This window comes from Dyella sp. 2YAF14, assembly GCF_052114725.1.
Classification (GTDB): Bacteria; Pseudomonadota; Gammaproteobacteria; order Xanthomonadales; family Rhodanobacteraceae; genus Dyella.
In genome coordinates this window covers 480,473-504,011 of the sequence record NZ_JBFRFH010000001.1, presented here as the reverse complement: position 1 = coordinate 504,011, position 23,539 = coordinate 480,473, and the positions used below count along the sequence as shown (strand labels likewise).

Here is a 23,539-nt window from a genome sequence, read left to right as displayed (position 1 = left end):
TTTGTGTGAACGGGCAAAAATGGTTAACCCCGCTTTCATCGGCGGCCACCGGTGGGACCGCCAATCAAGGGCTTAGTCGAGCAGTTCCACCGCAACGGCCGTGGCTTCGCCACCACCAATGCACAGCGACGCCACGCCGCGCTTGAGGCCGCGGGTCTTCAAAGCATTGAGCAGGGTGACCACCAGGCGGGCACCGCTGGCGCCGATCGGATGGCCCAATGCACAGGCGCCGCCGTTGACGTTGATCTTGTCGCGCGCGATGTCCAGCTCACGCATCGCAGCCATGGCCACCACGGCGAAGGCTTCGTTGACTTCGAACAAGTCGACGTCGCTGGCCTTCCAGCCGGCCTTCTCCAACACCTTATGCAGTGCGCCGACCGGCGCGGTGGTGAACCACTCCGGTTCCTGCGAATGGGTCGCGTGGGCGACGATGCGAGCGAGCGGCTTGAGCCCACGCGTCTTTGCGTCATCGGCTGACAACAGCACCAGTGCGGCGGCGCCATCGGAGATGCTCGAAGAGCTGGCAGCCGTGATGGTGCCATTCTCCTTGCGGAACGCCGGCTTCAGCGACGAGATCTTGCTGGTGTCCGAACGGCCCGGCTGCTCATCGGTGTCGACCGTGATGTCGCCCTTGCGGCTGGAGACGGTGACCGGAACGATTTCGCCGGCGAATGCGCCGTTCGCCTGGGCGGCCTTGGCGCGGTCCACCGACTCCTTCGAATAGGTGTCCTGCTCCTCGCGGGTAAAGTGGTACTTGTCGGCGCACAGCTCGCCGAACACACCCATGGCCTTGCCGTCGTACGGGTTGGTGAGGCCATCCCACGCCATGTGGTCGACCAGGGTGCCATCGCCGTAGCGGATGCCGGTGCGCGCATTGACCATATGCGGTGCATTGGTCATCGACTCCATGCCGCCAGCGACCACCACCGAGGCCGAACCGGCCTTGATCAGGTCATGGCCCAGCATCAGGGCCTTCATGCCCGAGCCGCAGACCTTGTTGATGGTGGTGCAACCGACGGCCACCGGCAGGCCGGCGCCCAGGGAGGCCTGGCGGGCAGGGGCCTGGCCGAGGTTGGCCGGCAGCACGCAACCCATGATGACTTCGCTGACATCGGCGGGGGCCAGACCGGACTGCTCGATCGCGGCACGAATGGCGGTGGCACCCAGGGTGGGGGTGGGTACGCCGGTGAACTGGCCGAGGAAGGAGCCAATGGCAGTGCGCTTGGCACCGACGATGACAACGCTGACGTCCGACATGGGGATCTCCGCAAGTACTTGATGGGGCGAGGCCCCGGTTTAATCCGAGAATTATCGCAGCCCGCCAGTAACCGGGGCAAACCGGCCCTCTTTGCGATACCAGCGGGATCTTGCAGGCATTTAGTTGCGATTTCGTTGTGCAAATATGGAGGCGCGCGTGGCCAATACCAGGGAGACGCGCGCAGGGCAGTCATCTTGAACGTGATTCAGTGGGGCGGGGGCCTTATGAATACGGTGATGCAGGGGTTTCGGTACCGTCGTGGCGCGGTATGGGTCTGCCTGGCTCTGGGGCTGAGCGCCTGCGGAGGCGGCGGTGGTGGCAACACCAGACCCTCGCCGCCGGCACCCGCGCCGGCACCCGCGCCGGCACCCGCGCCGGCTCCGGCGCCGCCACCGGCCTCCACCGCGCCGCCACCGCCGGTCGATGCGCAATTGACGCTCACCAACACCAATGCTGCGCACGCCGCCGGCTACACCGGGGCGGGCGTCACCATCGGCGTGGTCGATACCGGCGTGACCTCCACCCACCCGGCTTTGGCGGGGCGCGTGATCAAGGAACTCACCTACGTCAATCCCGCCACCAACAACCTCAAGGTCGATGACGTCAACGGACACGGCACTTACGTGGCCGAGATCGCGGCGGGCAAGCCCTTTGGCCAGTTCGTCGGCGGCATCGCCCCGGGCGCGAACATCGTGTCGGCACGCATCATCGACGACAGCGCGCCCGACGATAATGGCTCCACGCCACCGGCGCCGGTGAATTCGTCCGATGCGATACCGCTGGGCCAGGTCAATGCCGATCTGATCGCCAACGGCGTCAGGGTGATGAACAACTCCTGGGGCGGCATCAGCTGGAGCGCCAGCGACACCGCCACCACCCAGGGTTTCCACGACGCGTACAACACCTTCATCAATAGCTGGGGCGGCCTGGTGGTGTTTGCGGCGGGCAATGATTCGCAGGCCAATCCCAGCAGCATCGCGGCGCTGCCGAGCCTGGCGCCGGATCTGGCGAAGGGCTGGCTCACCGTGGTGGCAATCAACAGCAACAGCCCCACTCAATTGGACAGCTATTCGAACCGATGCGGCATCGCGATGAACTACTGCCTGGCCGCGCCCGGCGATGTGATCGTGAGCGGCAAGAGCGATACCAGCACGGCCAACGAGACCTACTGGATTGTCGAAGGCACCTCGCTGGCGGCGCCGCAAGTCTCCGGCGCGGCTGCCCTGGTGTGGCAGGCCTACCCCTATTTCAACAACGATCTGGTGCGCCAGACCTTGCTCGGTACCGCCGATCCCTTGGGCGGCTCGCAGCCGAACGCCACCTTTGGCTACGGCGAACTCGACGTGGGCAAGGCGGTCAATGGGCCGGAACAATTCAACTGGGGCGACGTCACTGTCAGCTTCAGCGGCAGCTCAAGCTGGAACAATCCCATCTCCGGCGCCGGCGGCCTGATCAAGCAGGGCACGGGCACGCTGACGCTGACCCAGCCGTCCAGTTATACCGGCTTGACCCAGGTGCAGGGCGGCATGCTGGTGGCTGCATCGTTGGCATCGAGCGTGAGCATTGGCGCCCAAGGCGTGTTGAGCGGTACACCATCGATAGCCGGATCAGTCACCAATGCCGGCGTGCTGGCGGTGGCCGGTACCGATGTCAACGTGGCCGGCAACTATGCGCAACAGGCGGGCAGTCGGCTGGCGGTATCGCTGGGCTCGGCGTTGCGGGTCGGTGGCGCGGCCACGCTGAGCGGTGGCGATCTTTACGTCACGGGCATCAATTCGGGCTATCAGGCCAATGCGCATACGGACGTGCTGACGGCCAGGGCCGGCATCTCCGGCACGTTCTCCGCATTGGACGTGGCCACCGGCGTATTGCTCAGCGCCACGCTCAACTACAACAGCACGGACGCGTGGTTGAACGTGGCCCAGGTGCAAGCCTCGGCGGTGACGGGCATGACGTATACGCCGGCCTCGTTTGGCGCCGCGCAGCGCATCGATGGCGCGTTCAATCAGATCAACACGCAGGTGAGCTCGGGCACCACCGTCACCGGCAATCCGCTGCCGACCTCGTTCATCAATGGCGCAGCAAGCCTGCAGCAAACCGCAACGACCGCTGCCTTGCAGCAGTCGTTGAATTCACTGTCGGGCCAGCTGCACGCGGCGAGCGCAGCGATGACTTTCGATGCGATGGATGCAGGGACGCGTGCGCTATCGCAACGCTTCGACCAGCTGGGCGAGGTCTATACCGCCGGCGGCTGGACGCAGACGCTGGGTAGCTACGGCAGCATGAATCGCAGTGGCTACAACAGCGTGGGCTATGACCTTAACGGCTGGATGGCCGGCCAGGATCGCCGCGTGGGCAGCAATGGGGTCATGGGTTTTGCGGTGAGCCAAAGCCAGGATCTGGGACGCCTCGACGAATTCGCCGACCAGGGCCGCAGCCGCGCGGTGGAAGGCATGCTTTACGGTGGTTTCGTACAGAACCAGTGGTATGCGATGGGACGGCTGGGCATGGGCTCGTATCGCGAGGACATGCGTCGCCATCTCGAGCTGGGCAGCGATGTGGAAAGTGTCGCCAGCGATACCAACGGTACCTACGACATTGCCTATGGCGAAAGCGGCTACCGGATGCAGTGGGGCGGTGTGCGCATAACGCCATATGCCAATCTGCAATACGCCAATATCCGCACCGATGGTTTCGACGAACTCGGCGGTGCCGGCTTCGGATTGAAAGCCGCGTCGCAGACGATCGAGCGCTGGCAGGCAGGCGCCGGCCTGCGCGCGGGCCGCGACTGGTCGTTGCCGGGCGGCGGCAGCTTGAGCGTGCAGGCGCACATGCTTTGGCAGCGCGCCTTCAGCATGCGCGGCGATGTGCTTGATGCGAGTTTTGCAGTGCTCAATCAATGGGCGCCGGTCGGTGGCATCGGCCTGTCCCGCTATGGCGGCGAGGCCGGGCTGAGTGTGGACTGGGCGATCTCGCATCGCTCCCGCCTGTCGCTGGGAATGGATCAGTACGTCGCCGAGCATGAGCACGGCAGGATGGACACGCTGGCCTATCGCCTGTCGTTCTGACCCCGAATGAGGCGCGGTTCTACCGGCCCGCATCGCTGCGATGCGGGCTTTTTCATCCTGTGAACCTCTAGGAATTTTTCGCACCATGTTGTGCGAAGATTAGTCAGGGAGGTGCTGGCGGAGTCCAGGTAACAGGCCGCCGCGCCATGGATGCAAGGGATGCCCTAAGGGGGCGCAGGGGGAACAATGGAGAGTGGTCTGGGCGGAATGCGTTTCCGCCAGGTTTCCGTATTGGTATGGATGGCGCTGGGCCTCAGTGCCTGCGGTGGCGGCGGCAACGGCAATGTGAAGCCGGCCCCTGCCTATACACCACCGGGGCCGGGTTATTCACCGCCTGGATCGGGTTACTCTCCGCCCACGGGTCCAGGGTCGGGTGGCAGCACGCCACCGCCAACAACACCGCCCACCACGCCGCCCACCACGCCGCCGCTCACGCAGCCGCCGCTCGATGCGCAGCTGTCGCTGACCAATACCTATGCCGCCCGCAGTGCCGGCTTCACTGGCACAGGCGTGACCATCGGCGTGGTCGACAGCGGCATCATGCGCAACCACCCGGCGCTGGCGGGCAAGGTCACCCAGGAATTGACCTATATCAACCCGGCGACCAACAACCTGTCGGTGGACGATGTCGTCGGCCACGGTACCTGGGTTTCGGAAATTGCCGCCGGCAGCGCCTTCGGCAAATTCGCGGGCGGCATTGCACCGGGCGCCAGCCTCGTGTCGGCACGCATCATCTCCGACAAGGCGCCCGACGATGACGGATCGACGCCGCCGTCCACGGTATCGGGGCAGGATGCCGTGCCGTTCGGTTACATCAATCAGGATTTGATCAATGCCGGCGTGAAGGTGATGAACAACTCCTGGGGTGGCATTACCTGGGACGCGAGCGACACCGCCACGACCAAGGGCTTCCACGATGCGTACGCGCCGTTCGTCAACGGCGGCGGCCTGGTGGTGTTTGCGGCAGGCAATGATTCACTGCCCAATCCCAGCACCATCGCCGCGCTGCCCAGCATGCCGGGCGCGGAGGATCTGCAGAAAGGCTGGCTGGCCGTCGTCGCCCTGGACAGCAGCAACCCCACGCAGCTGGCGAGTTATTCGAACAAGTGCGGCGTGGCCATGAACTACTGCCTGGCCGCGCCGGGCAACGTGGTTGTCAGCGGCAAGGACGACACCACCAGCAACCAGACTTACTGGATCGTCGAAGGCACTTCGCTGTCTGCGCCTGCCGTATCCGGTGCGGCAGCGGTGGTGTGGCAGGCGTTCCCGTACTTCACCAACGACCAGGTGCGCCAGACTCTGCTGGGCACGGCGGACGATCTGGGTGCGCCAGGCGTGGACTCCACCTTCGGTTATGGCGAGCTCGACGTGGGCAAGGCCATCCTGGGTCCGGCCAAGTTCGACTGGGGCAACTTCGACGTCACGCTCAACATCAACTCCACCTGGGGCAATGCGATCAGTGGTAGCGGCGGTCTGACCAAAGACGGCACCGGCACGCTGACGCTGACTCAGGACCCGAGCTATACCGGCGACACGTTCATCGAGCACGGTGCGCTGGTTGCACCGTCGATTGCCGGCAACCTCTACATCGACCATGTCGATGCGATCATGAGCGGCGCGCACAGCTTCGGTGCGGACGTCCAGAACCTGGGCACGCTGGTGGTGGCCGGCGGTGACGTACATATCAGCGGCAGCTACTACCAGGGCTTCACTGCCACGGACGGCCAAACCGGTCGACTCGCGCTGGAGTTGGGGCGTTCGCTCAATATCGATGGCCAGGCCGTGCTCGTTGGCGGCAATCTTTATGTGATTGGCGCCATGCAAGGCTATGTGGCCAACTCGCACACCAACGTGCTCACCGCCAAGGGTGGACTCACGGGCCAGTTCACCGGGCTGGATGTGGCCTCCGGCGTGCTGCTCGCGGCCACGCTCAACTACGACAGCAACAGCGCGTGGCTCAACGTGACCCAGGTGCAGGCCAGTGCCGTCAATGGCATGACCTACACCACCGCTTCGTATGGTGCTGCACAGCGCGTCGACAATGCCTTTGGCGCAATCAACTCCCAGCTGGGGCAGGGCACGCCACCGATCGGCGGCACGCCGGTAGGCACGGACTTCATGCATGGCGCAGCCAGCCTGCAGCAGACGCAGACCACCGCGGCCTTGCAGCAGTCGCTGGAAAGCCTTTCGGGCCAGCTGCACGCCGCCAGTGCGGCGATGACCTTCGAAGCGATCGATGCCGGTACGCGTGCGCTGTCGGATCATTTCGACGGGCTGGTCGATACGCGCACGACCGGCGGCTGGGCGCAGACGCTGGGTTACCACGGCAGCATGAGCCGCAGCGGCTACGGCGACGTGGGCTACGACCTCAGCGGATGGATGGCCGGCCAGGACCGCAAGCTCGGCAGCAACGGCGTGCTGGGTTTTGCCGTGAGCCAGAGCCAGGGCCTGGGCCGTCTCGCTGAATTCGCGGACCAGGGCCAGAGCAATGCCGTCGAAGGCATGCTCTACGGCGGCGTCATGCAGGACAACTGGTACAGCATGGGTCGACTCGGTTACGGCACGTACCGGGAGAATATGCGCCGTCACCTTGAGCTCGGCAGCGACGTGTCAGGCGTGGCCAGCGATACCAACGGCCGCTACACCGTGGCTTAGGGCGAAAGCGGCCTGCGTACCTCGTTCGGCGGCATCCAGATCACGCCCTACGCCAACATGCAGTACGCGCACATCCAGCGCGATGGCTTCAATGAACTGGGCGGCTACGGCTTCGGCCTGAAGAGCGGCGAGCAGGATGTGGAGCGTTGGCAGGCCGGCTTCGGCGTGCGTGCGGGTCATACCTGGTCGCTCGCCGGTGGCGGCAGCCTCGGCCTTCAGGCGCGCGCGCAATGGCAGCAGGCCTTTGCCATGCATGGTGACGTGTTCGACGCGAGCTTCACTGGTGTTGACCAGTGGGCGCCTGTCGGTGGCGTGGGGTTGTCGCGCTATGAAGGGCAGGTGGGCTTGTCGCTCGACTGGACGATGTCGGCGCGTTCTAGCCTGCAGTTTGGGATGGATCAGTATTTTGGGCAGAACAGCCAGGGGATGATGGGGATGCTCAATTATCGGCTGAATTTCTGACGTAGCTCTCTCTCCCTCTCCCCGTCGGGGAGAGGGTTGGGGTGAGGGGCGGGTGCTCGCGGGAACGGTTCGATCTCGTCATCACGGCGCAGGCGGGAGGCGCTGTTCAGCAGCCGAATGGCTGGTCATCCAGAGTCTCGGTTTCTGGTTGACGCGTTACCGCCGGCGTGCCGCCTACGCGGCGGGCGTTTCGACTGCCTGCCGGCAGCCGAGTCACTTTTCTCTTGCTGGCCCAAGAGAAAAGTAACCCAAAGAGAATGGCCTGATAACGCCCGCAGCATCGTGTTGGGATAAGCCCGAACGCTTGAGGTGCGTCGTTGAGGGACAACCTCCGAGGGTACACAGGGGATACTTCCAAGCGCTGCGCAACGCGCCCGAATCGCTGAGGACTTAAAGCGAGGCCTCGCTGCGCATCGGCCTTAGGCATCGCTCATTCACTCTGCCACGCCTGCTTGTCTGTGGGAGCGCACCCTGTGCGCGACAGCCACGCTGTGGTGTACCGCTCCGTAGGTTTGTCGCGCACAGGGTGCGCTCCCACAGGCAAGCGGCTCGCATGGTTGAAACCGTGAGCCACGGCGCGGGTGCTCCCTTGTAGGAGCGCACTTGTGCGCGACCGCCGCGCTGGGGTGTATCGCTCCGTAGGCTGGTCGCGCACAAGGTGCGCTCCTACAACAGCCCCGGTAACTCCATGCACTTCACTTCACCCACTTCCCGTCGGGAAGTGGGACTGCCTTTTCGCAAATCCCAGCTGTCACTCCTTGCCGTGAAACAACTCGCGGCCGATCAGCATGCGGCGGATTTCGTTGGTGCCTGCGCCGATTTCATAGAGCTTTGCATCGCGCAACAAGCGGCCTGCCGGGAACTCGTTGATGTAGCCGTTGCCGCCGAGGGTCTGGATCGCTTCCAGCGCCACCTTTACCGCGTTCTCCGATGCATTGAGCAGGCACGCGGCGGGGTCGATGCGGGACTTTACGTTGTGGTCGAACTGCTGGGCGACCATGTACGCAAAACCGCGCGAACTCTGCAGTGCGGTGTACATGTCGGCGATCTTTGCCTGCATCACGCCGAACGTGCCGATGGGTGCGTTGAATTGCTTGCGCTCGCGCACATAGGGCAGGGAGATGTCGAGCGCCGCCTGCATCAGTCCGATGGGGCCGCCGGAGAGCACCAGGCGCTCGGTGTCCAGGCCGCTCATCAGCACGCGCACGCCTTCGTTCACTTCGCCGACGATGTTCTCTTCCGGAATCTCGCAATCCTCGAACACCAGCTCGCAGGTGTTGGAGCCGCGCATGCCGAGCTTGTCGAGCTTTTGCGCGGTGCTGAAGCCCTTCATGCCTTTTTCGACGATGAAGGCCGTCATGCAGCGGCTGCCCGCCGGACGCGGCGCCGTGCGCATGTAGACCAGCAGCACGTCGGCATCGGGGCCGTTGGTGATCCACATCTTGGAGCCGTTGGCGACCCACACGTCGCCCTTCTTCTCCGCCTTGCAGCTCATCGAGCCGACGACATCGGAACCGGCGCCCGGTTCGCTCATCGCCAGCGCGCCCACGTACTCGCCCGAACAAAGCTTGGGGATGTACTTGCGACGCTGTGCTTCGTTGCCGTTGTGGAAAATGTTCTGCACGCACAGATTGGAGTGCGCGCCATAGGAAAGACCGACCGAGCCGGAGGCGCGCGAGATTTCCTCCATCGCCACCATGTGCGCGAGGAAGCCCATGCCGGTGCCGCCGTATTCTTCCGGAATGGTGATGCCGAGCAGGCCCATGTCGCCGAACTTGCGCCACAGGTCGGCGGGAAACAGGTTCTCGCGATCGATGTGGTCAGCGCGGGGAGCGATCTCCTTCTCGGCGAACGCGTGCACGCTGTCACGCAACAGATCGATCTCTTCACCCAGTGGAAACGGACGCATGCCTTCAAACTCCGGAATTGCGGAAGATCTCCATGGTACCGCGGCGGCCTTAACAAGCCGTTGCGCGACGCACAAGCCCTCGGGGGTCAGGCATCGGAGGTATTGAGTGTATTCGCCAGCTCGGCAAGCCGGTCGCGCTGGACCAGTACCTGCGCAAGCTGGCCCAGCGCGAGGCGGGCTGCATCGTCGTCAGCGCTGGCGGCGAAGGGCTCCAGCCATGCGGCATCGTCGGTGGTGACCTGCGCCGTGAGACCGTTGGCCAGCGCATCACCCAGTTGCGCCAGCGCCTTGACCGCAGCGTCACCGGCGCGAACCACGGCGTCGCGCGCTGCCGGCGATGCAATGATTTGGCGATTGGCGCCGAGCGCAGACAGCTGCCCCAGCAAGGTATGCGCCGCCGACAGAAATCGCAGCAGGCTTTCCGTGCCGCGGCTGTGGCGCCCTGGTTCGCGCAGCATGTTGGCGAGGACGGCGCTAAGCGTGGCGTTGGCGTTGTGCGCGTCGCGACGGGCAATGCGATAGTTCAGATCGTCACGACGACCGCTGGCGTACTGCGCGATGATCTGTTCGAGATAGCGCGCATCGCCACGCACGGTATCGGACAGCACCTCGTCGAAGCGGCGTCCCTGCCAGTCGGGCAGTACCAGACGCATGGCCAGCGCGGCGATGGCCGTGCCGATCAAGGTGTCCAGCAGGCGCGGCCACATCACGTCGTAACCGCTGCCCACCTGGTTGAAGCACAGCACCACGAACAGCGTGATGGCGGCTGTCGCGGTGGTGTAGCGGCGCAGTCGTGCCGCGAAAAAGATCACGCCCGACAGCACCACCAGCGGCATCTGCCATGGGCCGAACGGCAGCAGCTTCAACGTGGCCCAGCCGAGCACGAGACCGACGACGGTACCCAGCACGCGCTGCACGAGCCGCAACTGGGTGGCGCCATAGCTGGGCTGGCACACCAGCAGGGTGGTCAACAGGATCCAATAGCCATGCCGCGGATGCATCGCAAGCAGCACCGCATAACCCACCAGCAGCGCCAGCGCGAGGCGCACGCCATGGCGAAAGCGAAACGACCGCGGCGTCAACTGGATGCGGATGCGTTCCCACGCATCGGTGATCGACTGCGGACCCGGGTGTTGCAGCAGTCGTTCCGAACGACTGCCGCTGAGTCCATGCGGCGCATGACTGGCCAGCAGTTGCTGGATCGAAGCGAGATTGCGCACCAGTGCATCCACCGCGCGCAGCAGATGTGCCGGTGGTGGTTTGGCTTGCTCGCGCAACGCGTCGAGCGCGCTGTGCAGATCGCTCACCGTGGCGACACTGTCGGCACGGTTCGTGGCGGTGGGCTTGGTGTGAAAACGCAGCGCCTCGGCTCGCTGACGGCAGGTTTGTGCTTCCAGCCGCAGCAGGTGTTCGCAGCGGAACAAGACGTCGCTATGAAATAGGGCCTCGGCCAACGCATCGTAGGGGTAATGGGCGGAACTGATGCGCTCGTGGATGTCCTGCGCGAGGAAGTACATCTGCAGTCGCGCGGCCATGGCGCCGCGGGGGCGGCGTGCACCGATGCGATCGACCAGCATCAGTCGCGTGTCGTTGAGCGCTTCCACCACCCGTTCGTTCTGCATCGCCAGCGCCCATTGCATCGCTTCGCGATCGACGCCGTGGACGGGTGTAAAGAGTGCCGCCTTGCCTTCCATGCAATCGGCCAGCGCATCGAACAACCGCGCCAGCGACAGGCGTAGCGCCTGCTGCGGCGCCAGCACACTCCACAGCAACGACAGCACGCCATACCAGGACGCGCCCGCCAGGAGCAGGGCGGGCTGATACCACCAGGGGCCACTGACCGCCTGGTCGGCGCCAATCATGGTGTACACCGCCAGCAGGAGCGTCGCGCCAGCCACCGTGGCGTAGCGCTCGCTCGCGGCGCCCAGCATCACCAGGGCGAAGGTGGACAGCGGCAAGCCGATGGCAAACAGCGCGGGGTAGGGAAACAACCATTGCACGGCCATCGCCGAGAACGCGAAGCAGGCCAGCGTGAGCAGCAAGGTGGTGAGGCGGCTGCGCCAGTGGTCCTCGGTCTCGGCCAGTGCACAGGCGATGATGCCCAGCAGGACCGACACCACCGCTTCGATGTGTCCGGTGCCAAAGCACCAGGCCACCGCGCCGCTTAAGGCGAGGAAGACGCGCAGGCATTCGGCGTAGCGGTCGGAACCGCGCACGCGGCGCCAGCGGTAGGCGAGGGAGGAGAGCATGACGCCAGCATACGATGCCGCCTCTTTCCTGTGGGAGCGCACCCTGTGCGCGACGGGGCGTGCGACAACCTGTCGGACATGCAGTCGCGCACAGGGTGCGCTCCCACAGGAGGTGGTCGCGGGCCAACAAAAAACGCCGGCACGAGGCCGGCGTTTTCTTCAAACCTGCCGCGAGTACTTACTGACCGCGCATGCGACCAGCGAAGCGCGGACCGTGGTGGCCCATGGTCGGCAGCTTGATCTTGCCGATCGCTTCGATGCGCTCTTCGGCCAGACGGTCGGCCGCCTTGTAGGTCGGCACGCCTTCGGTCTTGGAGATTTCGAAGATGCGGCCCAGGTTGTAGTAGATGGTGCGCATCATGCGCATCGCACGCTCGCGGTTGTAGCCGTCGATTTCCAGCGACACGTTCATCACGCCGCCGGCGTTGACGGCATAGTCGGGCGCGTAAAGCACGCCGCGACGCTGCAGCTCGTCGCCGATGGCGTCGGTGGCCAGCTGGTTGTTGGCCGCGCCGCAGATGATCTTGGCCTTGATGCGGTCGATGGTCTGGTCGTTGAGCGTGCCGCCCAGGGCGCACGGCGAGTAAACATCGGCGTCGACGTCGTAGATCTCGTCCAGGCCCACGGCTTCGCAGCCCAGCTCATCCACGCAGCGCTGCACGGCATCCTTGTTGATGTCGGTGACGAACACCTTGGCGCCCTGTTCGCGCAGCAGCTTGATGAACTCGCTGCCCACGTGGCCGCAGCCCTGCACGGCGTAGCTGTACTTGCCCACGTCTTCGTTGCCGTGCTTGACCTGCAGCGCGGCCATCAGGCCCTGCAGCGTGCCGAACGCGGTGAACGGCGACGGGTCGCCCGAGCCGCCGTGCACCTGGTGCACGCCGGTCACGTATTCGGTTTCACGGAACACGTATTCCATGTCGTTGACGTCGATGCCGACGTCTTCGGCGGTGATGTAGCGACCATTGAGCGAGTTGACGAACAGGCCGAACGCGCGGAACAGCGCCTCGGACTTGTCCTTGCTCGGATCGCCGATGATCACCGCCTTGCCACCGCCCAGGTTCAGGCCGGCCACGGCGTTCTTGTAGGTCATGCCGCGCGACAGGCGCAGCACGTCATTCACCGCGTCCTGCTCGGTCTTGTACGGCCACATGCGCAGACCGCCGAGCGCAGGGCCCAGCACCGTGTTGTGGATCGCGATGATGGCCTTCAGGCCAGCGTCCTTGTTATGGCAGAAGACGACTTCTTCGTGACCCGTTTTGGCGATGGTTTCGAAAATCATTGGAACGGAAACTCCAAGTTGTGTGCCCGGGGACGGCACGCCGGAATGGCGGCGGGTACGGTGCAGCGCGGACCCGCCAAGGCTGAAAACGCCTGAAACTCAAACGCCCCAGCAGGGCTGGGGCGATGAATCGAGTTCCCAATTCTAATACGCGGCGGGGGAACACTGGTGCCGCGGCGCATCAAAGCGCGGCCGTACGGGCTTGCGAACCAAGCGCAGACGCCTGCGAAACGGCGTCGCCACGGCGGTTGCCGCTTAGCCCTGTGCCCACACGCCTACGCTGAGGTGCCAGCCGTCGCCGCGCTGCACATAGTGCGGGTGCACATAGTGATAGCCCGGACGCGCCGGCTCCCAATGCCCGTGCATGGCGACGTACTTGCGACCGTTCCAGTGCCAGTATCCGCGGGCCCAGATATAGCCAGGCCGCGGGGCGGGTTCTTCTTCGATCACTACGGCCGGCGGCGCCTGCGGGGCAATCACTTCGACGTAGCCAGGGGCCGGCGCGGGTTGTTCGACAATGACGGGGCGGCGGCGCGGCGCGGGTTGTTCAACCACGCAGCCGCTGGCCAGCATGATGACGGTGGCGAGTGCGGCGAAACGAATCGTCGTAGACATCGACATGGATGAATGGCCTCTCTGTTTGAATGAAGGGAGCTGCGGCGCGGAACCATGACGCGCAAGGCTGTGCATCAGCTTTCACGCCGTCGCAGGTTTTTCTCTTTCGTGGCAAATACTTGCGATCGCCCGGGTGCGGGCGGCGCGCTCACTTTGGACGAGCACTCTGGTTGGGAAGCGGGCGGCATTGCGCCGCCCGCACGAAGCTGAAAATCAGCGGCCCCAGTAACCGTTATGCATGCGCCAACCATCGCGGGCGTGTTCCCAGTGCGGCTGGTGATAGACGTAACCAGGGCGGGCGCGGACCCAGGCGCCGCCCATCCAGACGTGGCGACCGCCATCCCAGCGCCAGTAACCCGGCGCCCACACATAACCCGCGCGCGGCGGCGGCACGACCTCGTAACGCGGCGGCGGCGGTGCGACACCAATGCCGACGGAGACATCCACGCCAGCCGTGGCGGTCGGGGCATAGCTCATGGCGCCCGCGCTGGCGACGCCAAGAGCGGCGAGCAGGGCGAGTTTGCGGGTAATGCTCAGCATGATGAAGTCTCCTTGGTTGACGGCCGCACCCCGCGGCCTCACGACGGGGAACGGCGTATTTCCTTGCCTTGTTGACCGTCGCCGCCGGGCTCGTTCAGGTTCGCGCGGGCAAATCGCTGCGATCCATTCAGATTTTTGACGCGAAAAGAACGAACGATCGTGCTATTTTATTGTCCATGAACGCTACGACCCTCGGCAAACGCGCCGCCACGCGCGAACTCATCCTCGATCACGCCTACGACATGGCGCGCCGCGACGGCCTGGAAGGGCTGTCCATCGGATCGCTGGCGGCAGACGTGGGCATGTCCAAGAGCGGTTTGTTTGCGCACTTTGGGTCGCGCGAGGAGCTCCAGCTGGCCGTCCTGGAAACCGGGCAGCTGCGGTTTCTGCAGAACGTGAAATGGCCTGCGCTGAAACTGCCGCGCGGCCTTGCCCGCGTGCGCGCCATTGTCACCAACTGGGTGGCGTGGGCGCAGGAATACCAGAGCGGCTGCGTGCTGCTCACCGCGGCGAGTGAATATGACGGCCGCGAGGGCGCCTTGCGCGATGTGGTGATCAAGCAGCAATCGGGCTGGCGGCAGGAGATGTGCCGCGCCATCGAACATGCCGTGGCAAACGGCGAGCTGAGCGACGACACCGACGCTCCTCAGCTGGCCTTTGAGATCTACGCACTCATGCTGGGCCTGCATCACGACGCGGCCCTGTTCGGTTTCGATGAAGCGCGCCGGCACACGCTGGCGGGCTTCGAGCGCCTCATCAACAGCTACAGCCCTCGCGCTGCGCGGAGTGTCACGCCATGAACCGCCAAACCACTTCGGCCAAGCCTCACCGCCGCGGGCCCGGCGCCTTCAAACTGGGCGTCGTGCGCGCCGGTTTTGCACTGGGCAGTCGCATCGCGCCGAAGCGCGCGGTCAAAGGCGCGGTGCGCATCTTCGTGACGCCCTTCGCCAGCAGCCGAGCACGCGCGCAGGCGGCCAGGCCGGATCAGGACATGCAGCGCGGCGAGCTGGACGTGCATGGCAAGCGCATCGCCACCTATGTATGGGGTGATCCGTCGCGCCAGCCCTATGTGTTGCTGGTGCATGGCTGGTCAAGCTTTGGCCTGCGCTATCTGCCCTGGATCGAACCCTTGCGCGAGATGGGCTATGCGCTGGTGGCGTTCGATCAGCCAGGGCATGGCCTGAGCGATGGCCGCCATTGCACCTTGCCCGATTTCATCGAGACCGTGCGCGAAGTGGGCCGTCACTTTGGCAACGCGGCGCTCACCATCGCCCATTCGCTGGGCGGTGCGGCTGCGACGATGGCCCAGGGTGAGGCTTGGCATGCAAAGAAGCTGATCCTGATCGCGCCCGCCGCCGATCCGGTGGCGGCCACGCAGCGCTTCACCCAATTCGTGCGCCTGGGCCAACATCTGAGCGGCCGCCTGCATGACGGGCTGGAGGCCATGACCGGCATCAATATTCACGATCTGCAGGTGCATCGCCATCTGCCGTCGCTCGGTCAGCCCGGCCTGATCGTGCATGACCTGGACGACCACGACGTGCCATGGGCAGAAGGCGAGCGCTATGCACGCCATTGGCGCGGCGCCCGTCTGTTCACCACGCAGGGGCTGGGGCATCACAAAGTGCTCGATGCGCCCGAGGTGATCGAGGCGTCGCTGGCATTTCTGCGAGGCGAGAGCGTCGGGGAGCGCGTGGTGTCTTCGCCAAACCTGCCGTTTGGAGTCGATTGAGGCGCCCGTCGCGCACAGGGTGCGCTCCCACAGGAGGCGGTCGCCTGTTGTGGGAGCGCACCCTGTGCGCGACAGACCTCTCACGATACCTCTGCGCACGGTTGTCGCCCAAACCCCGAAAACCGTTGCCAATCAGCGCCCCTCCGCGCCGCAACATGTTCCAAACGCAACCATCCATTAAAATGGTGGGTCCGACGCACCCGCAGTCCCGGAGTCCCCATGAGTTCCCCCGCCCAGCACGTTTCTGCCAGCGCCGCCCACGCGGAAAGCCGCCCGTTGCGCTTCGTCACCGCCGCCAGTCTTTTTGACGGCCACGACGCTGCGATCAACATCATGCGTCGCATCATCCAGGCGCAAGGCGCCGAGGTCATTCATCTCGGTCATAACCGCTCGGTGGAAGACGTGGTACGCGCCGCGCTGCAGGAAGACGCCGATGCGATCGCGCTGTCGTCCTACCAGGGCGGCCACGTCGAGTACTTCAAGTACATGGTCGACATGCTGAAGGAACAGCATGCCTCGCACATCCGTGTATTCGGTGGCGGCGGCGGCACCATCACGCCGGAAGAAATCCGCGAGCTGCAGGCGTACGGCGTCGAGCGCATCTATCACCCGAACGACGGCATGAAGCTCGGCCTCACCGAGATGATCGAAGACGTGATGCTGCGCACGCGCGCCGCCGCGGTGAAGCGCGCGAAGGAAGAAGAAGCCAGCGTCGTCACGCCGATGGTCGACATCAGCAATGAGATCGCCGTGGGCCACGTGCTGTCGGCCATCGAAGAAGGCGAGCTGGCCGAGGCCGAACTGGAACACCTGCGCAAGCAGTGGAAGATGGCCGGCAAGCACACGCCGGTGCTCGGCGTGACCGGTACCGGTGGCGCGGGCAAGTCCTCGGTGGTGGACGAACTGCTGCTGCGCTTCCTGCACGCTTTCCCCGAGATGCGCATCGCCGTGCTTGCGGTGGATCCGACGCGTCGCCGTAGCGGTGGTGCGCTGCTGGGCGATCGCATCCGCATGAACTCCCTGCGCAGCCATCGCGTCTACATGCGCTCGATGGCCACGCGCCGCCAGCACGCTGCGACCAGCGCCGTGCTGCGCGATTGCATCGATTTCCTCAAGGCGCAGCCGTACGACCTCGTGATCGTCGAAACCGCGGGCATCGGCCAGAGCGATTCGGAGATCGTCGACCTGGTGGATTTCCCCACCTATGTGATGACCAGCGATTACGGCGCGGCGAGCCAGCTCGAGAAAATCGACATGCTCGATTTCGCCGAGCTCATCGTGCTCAACAAATTCGACAAGCGCGGCGCGGAAGACGCGCTGCGCGACGTGCGCAAGCAGTGGAAGCGCAACCGCACCGCGTTCACGCTCACCGACGAACAGGTGCCGGTGTATCCGTCCATCGCCAGCCAGTTCAATGATCCGGGCGTGACCTGGATGTTCAGCAATCTGTGCCGCCTGATGCGCGAGAAGCTCAGCCTGCCGGCGGAGAAGTGGACGCCCAAGCTCGACACCACGCTGAAGGAGCCGCGCGCCACCGTGCTCATTCCGGGTAGCCGCGTGCGCTACCTTGCAGAGATCGCCGAGCAGGGTCGCGGCATCAACAAAGAGATCGAGCACGAGGCGGAGTTCGCCAGCAAAGCCCAGCACTACTACGAATCGCTGAAGGAACTGGGCGATACGCACCTGCCGCGCGAGCTGGCCCGCTATGAATCCGAGGCGCTGCACGAAGAGGGCGCCGATCGTACGTTGCTGACCCTGCGCCAGCGCTACAACGCGGCGATCAAGGAGCTCAGCCACGAAGCGATCCACCTGCTGCACGACTGGCCCAAGCGCTACAAGTCGGTGACCGACGAGGTCAACGAATACAAGGTGCGCGACAAGGTGATCCGCGTGGAGAACTACCGCGTATCGCTGAGCCACCAGAAGATCCCGAAGGTCTCGCCGCCCAAGACCAAGGACTGGGGCGACCTGCTGCGCTTCCTGATGCGCGAGAACCTGCCCGGCTATTACCCGTATACCGGCGGTGTCTATCCGTATCGCCGCACGGGTGAAGATCCCACCCGCATGTTCGCGGGCGAGGGCACGCCCGAGCGCACCAATCGCCGCTTCCATTACCTGAGCCAGGGCGGTGCGGCCACGCGCCTGTCCACGGCGTTCGACTCGGTGACGCTGTACGGCGAAGACCCGGCGCCGCGTCCGGACATCTACGGCAAGATCGGCAATTCCGGCGTCAATATCGCCACGCTCGATGACATGAAGAAGCTGTACTCCGGCTTCGATCTCAGTGCGCCGAGCAGCTCCGTGTCGATGACCATCAACGGGCCGGCGCCGATCATCCTCGCGATGTTCATGAACACCGCGATCGACCAGAACGTCGAGAAGTATCTGAAGGAAGACCCGGCGCGCTGGGCTGAGGCTGACAAGAAGATCGCCTCGATGTTCCCGAACGGCCGTCCGCAGTATTCGGGCGAGCTGCCCAAGGGCAACGAAGGCCTGGGCCTCGGCCTGCTCGGCATCACCGGCGACCAGCTGGTGGATGCGGACACCTACGCGCGCATCAAGGAAGAAACTCTGCAGAACGTGCGCGGCACGGTGCAGGCGGACATCCTCAAAGAGGACCAGGCGCAGAACACCTGCATCTTCTCCACCGAGTTCGCGCTGCGCATGATGGGCGACATCCAGCAGTATTTTGTCGACCACAAGGTGCGCAACTTCTATTCGGTGTCGATCTCCGGCTATCACATCGCCGAAGCCGGCGCGAACCCGATCAGCCAGTTGGCCTTCACGCTGAGCAACGGCTTCACCATCGTCGAGTACTATCTCGCGCGCGGCATGAGCATCGACGATTTCGCGCCGAATCTGTCGTTCTTCTTCTCCAACGGCATGGATCCGGAATACACCGTGATCGGCCGCGTGGCACGCCGCATCTGGGCCCGCGCGATGCGCGAGCGCTACGGCGCCAGCGCGCGCAGCCAGATGATGAAGTACCACATCCAGACCTCGGGCCGTTCGCTTCACGCGCAGGAAATCCAGTTCAACGACATCCGCACCACGCTGCAGGCGCTGTATGCCTTGTTCGACAACTGCAATAGCCTGCACACCAATGCGTACGACGAAGCCATCACCACCCCGACCGAAGAGAGCGTGCGTCGCGCGGTGGCGATCCAGATGATCATCAACAAGGAACTGGGCCTCAACTTCAACGAGAACCCCTGGCAGGGCAGCCACATCGTGGATGCGCTTACCGACATCGTCGAAGAGGCGGTGTACAAGGAGTTCGAGGCGATCAGCGAGCGCGGTGGCGTGCTCGGCGCGATGGACACCATGTACCAGCGCGGCAAGATCCAGGAAGAGTCGATGTACTACGAGCAGAAGAAGCACGACGGCAGCCTGCCGCTGATCGGCGTGAACACCTTCCTGCCCAAGGACCACGGCGGCGAGATCGCCACCGAGATCGAGCTCATCCGTTCCACCGAGGGCGAGAAAGGGCAGCAGATCGACAACGTGCTGGCCTTTGGCAAGGCGCGCAATGAGCTGGCGCCGGAGAGCCTGAAGGTGCTGCAGGAGACGGCGCGTGATCGGCGCAATGTGTTTGAGCAGTTGATCGAGGCGGTGAAGTACAACTCGCTGGGGCAGATCAGTCATGCGTTGTATGACGTGGGTGGGGAGTATCGGCGGAATATGTGATTGGCCTTTTTTCTCTTCTGTTGGTGAAGGGGTGGGACAAGGTCAGGTTCTGAGAGAGCCGCTCCAATCGGGGCGGCTTTTTTTGTCATCCCGGCGCAGGCCGGAAGCGCTCTTCAACAGCCGGATGGCTGGTCATCCAGAGCCTCGGTGTTCGGTTGTCGCGATACCGCGATCTGGCTCGCCTGCCGCGGGCTTCCGTCCTCCTGCCGGAGGCCGGCCGCATCCCTGCGGCCACCCTTCGGGCTTTCCTCCACCCGCCCGCCGCGTCATACGGGGACCCCGGGGATCAAGAGCCGAACAACGCGCGACGTTGCTGGGCCACGCGGCGCCCTTGTAGGAGCGCACTTGTGCGCGACCAGCCGACGGAGCGATACATCCCAGCGCCGCGGTCGCGCACAAGTGCGCTCCTACAAGGGGTACGTCGCGGCTGTCGCATCAAAGCCGCTGATCGGTCCTTTGTGGGAGCGCACCCTGTGCGCGACAAGCCTACGGAGCGATACACCCAGGCGTGGCGGTCGCGCACAGGGTGCGCTCCCACAGACAAGCCCTGGTCACCGAGCATCGGCGCAGCGATTCGACGGACTCTGTTCACTGCTGCCACCGCGCTCTCCCGCACACCCGGCCATCCACCGCCATGCTAGCCTCCGATTTTCACCTCGCTGGCGGCACCCATGCTCATCGTCCACCATCTCAACAACTCCCGTTCCCAGCGTGTGCTCTGGCTGCTGGAAGAGCTGGATGTGCCGTATGAGCTGCGCAAGTACGAGCGTGATCCCAAGACCATGCTGGCGCCGCCGGCATTGCGCGCCATCCATCCCTTGGGAAAATCGCCGGTGGTCGAAGACGACGGGCAGATCCTGGCGGAGTCGGGCGCCATCATTGAATACCTGGTCGACCGTTACGACACCGGTCGACTGGCTCCGCTGCCCGATATGCCTGAGCGCCTCCGCTTTACGTATTGGCTGCATTACGCCGAAGGCTCGGCCATGCCGCCGCTGCTGCTGAAGCTGGTGGCGTCGCGTATTGCCTCGGCGCCGATGCCGTTCTTCGCCAGGCCCATCGCGAGGCAGATCGCCAACAGGCTGCAGTCGACCTTTGTCGATCCGCAGCTGGCCTTGCATCTGAATTACGTCAACAACGAACTGGCGCAGACCGGCTGGTTCGTCGGCAGTGAATTCAGCGCGGCGGACATACAGATGAGCTTTCCGATGGAGGCAGCCATGGCGCGCAGCGGACTGCGCAGCAAGCTTCCGCACATCGCCGCGTTTGTGAAGCGCGTGCAGCAGCGTCCGGCGTATCGACGTGCGCTGGAGCGTGGCGGTCCCTACACGCTGGGCTGATGGCGTGGTTCAAAGAGTGCGCTCTTGCGGGGGCTGGCCGGGGGTCTGCGTTTGGGTGGGTTGGTGATGGACCCTGTCCAAGCGCACGGCGTTGCCCGCAAGAGCGCATTTTTTGCGCCACGTCATCGCCGCTTTCGATGCGACGAAATCAGGAAGGTTTGCAACCGGTGCCGCAGGTGCATGGTTGCTGCCCGCTCACCCGACCTGCGGCCGCCCGGCTGCAAGCCTTCCTGATCTCACCGACATGCCGGCACGCCGATGCGACCACTGGCCGTATCGAGAACGCCGATGGGACGAATCCGCTTACAGCGTGAGTTCCTGCTAACGCAGTCGCCGGTTGTGTCGCGTTCGCGCAGGGGCGAACAGGCGGCGCTGACTGAGGCATATCAACAGATAAAGCGACGACAGGGCGAGGCCGCGCCATACAGCTGCGTCATCGCCAGGTCGCAAGATCAGTTGAACGATGGAGAGCACGAACAGCAGGCCCGACAGCACCATGCCGGCAGTTCGCCATCCGATAGCGCGGGAGCGGTTTGTGTGGATCGCCATGTCGATATTGTCGTCAGGCGATTCGTAAAGAATCGATATCGCCCAGCCGCGTGCGGCATATAAATCGCGTAAAGATTGCGACGCGCCGTTCGTTGGATCTTTCGAAACAACGAACCATCGCTTTGCTTGCAGCGCTCCGTCTCATGCGAGATGGACGTCCATCGTTCGACGCGCCGAGCACGCGCTAGACAGCCGCGCTTCATGCTCGCGAAAGTCCTTTGTAAGTTACAGACGTACGCAGTTAAAACGCTGTGTGAAGCGACAAGTCGGTGCAAGCAAGCGAAAGGTGGCTGCAGCTCTCGCGGAGTAACAGGGACACAGACTTTCCCTGTTACTTCATCCGAAGGCGCGTCGTGAAACTCCCCATCTTGATGTATCACAATATTGCGTCGGTGCCCGACGGCATCGATGTCTACCGCAGTCTCTATGTATCGGCCGCCAAGTTCTCGCGACAGATGGCCATGCTGCGAGCGCTGGGCTATCGCGGCCTGTCGATGTCCGATGCGATGCCTTACCTGCGCGGTGAGCGCACAGGCAAGGTGGCCGTACTGACCCTCGACGATGGCTACGTCGACAATCTCGAATCCGCGCTGGACACGCTGCGTCGCCATGGTTTCACCGCCACATGCTATGCGGTGAGTGGTTACCTCGGGCAGTACAACGCCTGGGACGGCGAGAAGCTCGGTATCCGCAAGCCGCTGATGTCCGTCGAGCAACTGCGCGCGTGGCATGACGGCGGTATGGAGGTGGGCGCGCACTCGCGCACGCATGTGCGCCTGAGCCAGTGCACGGATCAACAGCAGCGCGACGAGATCCATGGCAGCAAGGCCGAGCTGGAAGATCGCCTCGGCGTCGGCGTGACACAGTTCTGCTACCCGTACGGCGATTACGACGATCGAGCGGTGGATGCCACGCGCGACGCAGGTTATGTCGCCGCGACGACGACGGATCGCGGGCGCGCGAGTGCCAGCGCGACGATCGATCTGTGGCGCCTGCCGCGCATCCAGGTGGCGCGCCATCACGTGTTGCCGCAGGTGGCAGCCAAGGTCCTCACCGGTTATGAGGATCGACGCGCATGAAGCTGCTCTTCGTTGGAACCAATCCCGAGAACACGGGAGCTGCCACGCATTTCGTGGCCTTGGCGCGTGCGCTGTCGCAGGCCGGGCATCAGGTGGAAAGCATCGTGTCCCGCCATGGCCTGATCGGCGCAGGGATGCAATCGGCCGGTATTGCCACCTTTCCCAGCACATTCCGCAATGCGTTCGATGTGCGCGGCTATGCCACCGTGCTTCATCGCATCGCGCAATTCGCGCCCGACTGGCTGGTGGGCAACTTCGGCAAGGAATACTGGCCCTTGATCGTCTGCGGTCGCCTCACCGGTACGCCGGTGGCCTTGTTCCGCCATCGCAATCCGCGCATGAGCAAGTTGTCCGAGTATGGCGTGCCGCGATTGGCGCAGCGCTTCATCGCTGTATCTGAATACGCCAGAGATGCTTACCTCGCGCGAGGCGTGCCGCCGGATCTCGTGCACATCTCATATAACCCGGTCGACACCAACCTCTATCGTCCCGATCCGCAGCGGCAGGCGCAGGTGCGTCGCGAATTTGGCATACCCGAAGACGCCGTGGTGATGGGTTACGCCGGACGCATGCACGGCGGCAAGGGTGTTGCGCAACTCATGCAGGCTGCCAATGCCGCCATGGCCAGAGAACCGCGCCTGCACGTGCTGTGGGTAGGTAATGGTCCGGAAGAACACATGCTGCATGGCATGGCCGAGCAGGGCGGTGCGGCGACGCGGCATCACTTCACCGGTTGGGTGGACGACACGGCGCGCTATTGCCCGGCATTCTCCTTCCTCGCCTTTCCCTCGGTGGAACCGGAGACGTTTGGCCGTGTGGCCATCGAAGCAGAGTCGTGCGGGGTACCGGTGCTAGGCAGTCGCATCGGCGGCATTCCGGAAACCATGGAAGATGGCGTCACCGGGTTGCTGATCGAGCCAGGCGATATCGCCGCTTGGCGGGATGCGATCGTGACCATGTGCGACCCCGAGCTATCTCGCCGCATGGGTGTCGCCGCGCGCGTCCATGTGATGGAGTGTTTCAGCAATGTGGCAGTCGCACGAGATTTCGAATGGCTGCTGCGATTTGGTGGCGCACCGGTGCCCCATCTGCATCACATCGCCACCTGAGCAGG

Annotated in this window: 13 protein-coding genes and 1 pseudogene; 8 read left to right on the top strand and 6 right to left on the bottom strand. The window is 64.3% G+C overall.

All coding sequences use genetic code 11. The features are described 5' to 3' along the window. Positions 1-72 precede the first annotated feature (72 nt). Positions 73-1,257 carry an acetyl-CoA C-acyltransferase gene (locus AB4Y82_RS02385; RefSeq protein ID WP_441604262.1) on the bottom strand — a complete coding sequence of 395 codons (1,185 nt, stop codon included), beginning with the start codon at positions 1,255-1,257 and terminating at the stop codon, positions 73-75. A 225-nt stretch (positions 1,258-1,482) separates the two neighbouring features. Between AB4Y82_RS02385 and AB4Y82_RS02380 the strand changes: the two genes are divergently transcribed. Next, positions 1,483-4,326: a S8 family serine peptidase gene (locus AB4Y82_RS02380; protein ID WP_441604261.1), complete on the top strand. Its 2,844-nt coding sequence runs from the start codon at positions 1,483-1,485 to the stop codon at positions 4,324-4,326. Between the two features lie 186 nt (positions 4,327-4,512). Further along, positions 4,513-7,443: pseudogene (locus AB4Y82_RS02375) on the top strand (S8 family serine peptidase). A 751-nt stretch (positions 7,444-8,194) separates the two neighbouring features. Here the strand turns inward: AB4Y82_RS02375 and AB4Y82_RS02370 are convergent. The 5 genes from AB4Y82_RS02370 to AB4Y82_RS02350 form a co-directional block, all read right to left on the bottom strand. Next, on the bottom strand, positions 8,195-9,352 hold the full coding sequence (locus tag AB4Y82_RS02370; RefSeq protein ID WP_441604259.1) for an isovaleryl-CoA dehydrogenase: 1,158 nt from the start codon (positions 9,350-9,352) through the stop codon (positions 8,195-8,197). 86 nt (positions 9,353-9,438) lie between these two features. Further along, a complete protein-coding gene (gene yccS / locus AB4Y82_RS02365) occupies positions 9,439-11,601 on the bottom strand; it encodes a YccS family putative transporter (protein ID WP_441604258.1) in 2,163 nt (720 codons plus the stop codon). A gap of 178 nt (positions 11,602-11,779) precedes the next feature. Further along, positions 11,780-12,883 (bottom strand): Glu/Leu/Phe/Val dehydrogenase dimerization domain-containing protein, encoded by a 1,104-nt coding sequence (locus AB4Y82_RS02360; protein WP_441604257.1) that lies wholly within the window; start codon positions 12,881-12,883, stop codon positions 11,780-11,782. Positions 12,884-13,138: 255 nt separating this feature from the next. Next, positions 13,139-13,504 (bottom strand): YXWGXW repeat-containing protein, encoded by a 366-nt coding sequence (locus tag AB4Y82_RS02355; protein ID WP_441604256.1) that lies wholly within the window; start codon positions 13,502-13,504, stop codon positions 13,139-13,141. Between the two features lie 207 nt (positions 13,505-13,711). Next, the gene (locus AB4Y82_RS02350; protein WP_441611094.1) at positions 13,712-14,038 is read right to left on the bottom strand and encodes a YXWGXW repeat-containing protein; all 327 of its coding nucleotides are present in this window, start codon (positions 14,036-14,038) and stop codon (positions 13,712-13,714) included. Between the two features lie 68 nt (positions 14,039-14,106). On the opposite strand from AB4Y82_RS02350, the gene AB4Y82_RS02345 reads away from it, so the two are divergent. The 6 genes from AB4Y82_RS02345 to AB4Y82_RS02320 all read left to right on the top strand — a co-directional run bounded on the left by AB4Y82_RS02345 (position 14,107) and on the right by AB4Y82_RS02320 (position 23,534). Next, positions 14,107-14,838 (top strand): TetR/AcrR family transcriptional regulator, encoded by a 732-nt coding sequence (locus AB4Y82_RS02345; RefSeq protein ID WP_441604254.1) that lies wholly within the window; start codon positions 14,107-14,109, stop codon positions 14,836-14,838. Further along, on the top strand, positions 14,835-15,770 hold the full coding sequence (locus tag AB4Y82_RS02340) for an alpha/beta fold hydrolase (RefSeq protein WP_441604253.1): 936 nt from the start codon (positions 14,835-14,837) through the stop codon (positions 15,768-15,770). Before AB4Y82_RS02345 ends, AB4Y82_RS02340 begins: the two co-directional genes overlap by 4 nt. 219 nt (positions 15,771-15,989) lie before the next feature. Next, the gene (locus AB4Y82_RS02335) at positions 15,990-19,457 is read left to right on the top strand and encodes a methylmalonyl-CoA mutase family protein (protein WP_441604252.1); all 3,468 of its coding nucleotides are present in this window, start codon (positions 15,990-15,992) and stop codon (positions 19,455-19,457) included. Between the two features lie 671 nt (positions 19,458-20,128). Next, positions 20,129-20,797: a glutathione S-transferase gene (locus AB4Y82_RS02330; RefSeq protein WP_441604251.1), complete on the top strand. Its 669-nt coding sequence runs from the start codon at positions 20,129-20,131 to the stop codon at positions 20,795-20,797. A gap of 920 nt (positions 20,798-21,717) precedes the next feature. Beyond that, the gene (locus tag AB4Y82_RS02325) at positions 21,718-22,425 is read left to right on the top strand and encodes a polysaccharide deacetylase family protein (RefSeq protein ID WP_441604376.1); all 708 of its coding nucleotides are present in this window, start codon (positions 21,718-21,720) and stop codon (positions 22,423-22,425) included. Then, a complete protein-coding gene (locus tag AB4Y82_RS02320) occupies positions 22,422-23,534 on the top strand; it encodes a glycosyltransferase family 4 protein (protein ID WP_441604250.1) in 1,113 nt (370 codons plus the stop codon). Before AB4Y82_RS02325 ends, AB4Y82_RS02320 begins: the two co-directional genes overlap by 4 nt. The last annotated feature ends 5 nt before the right edge of the window (positions 23,535-23,539 follow it).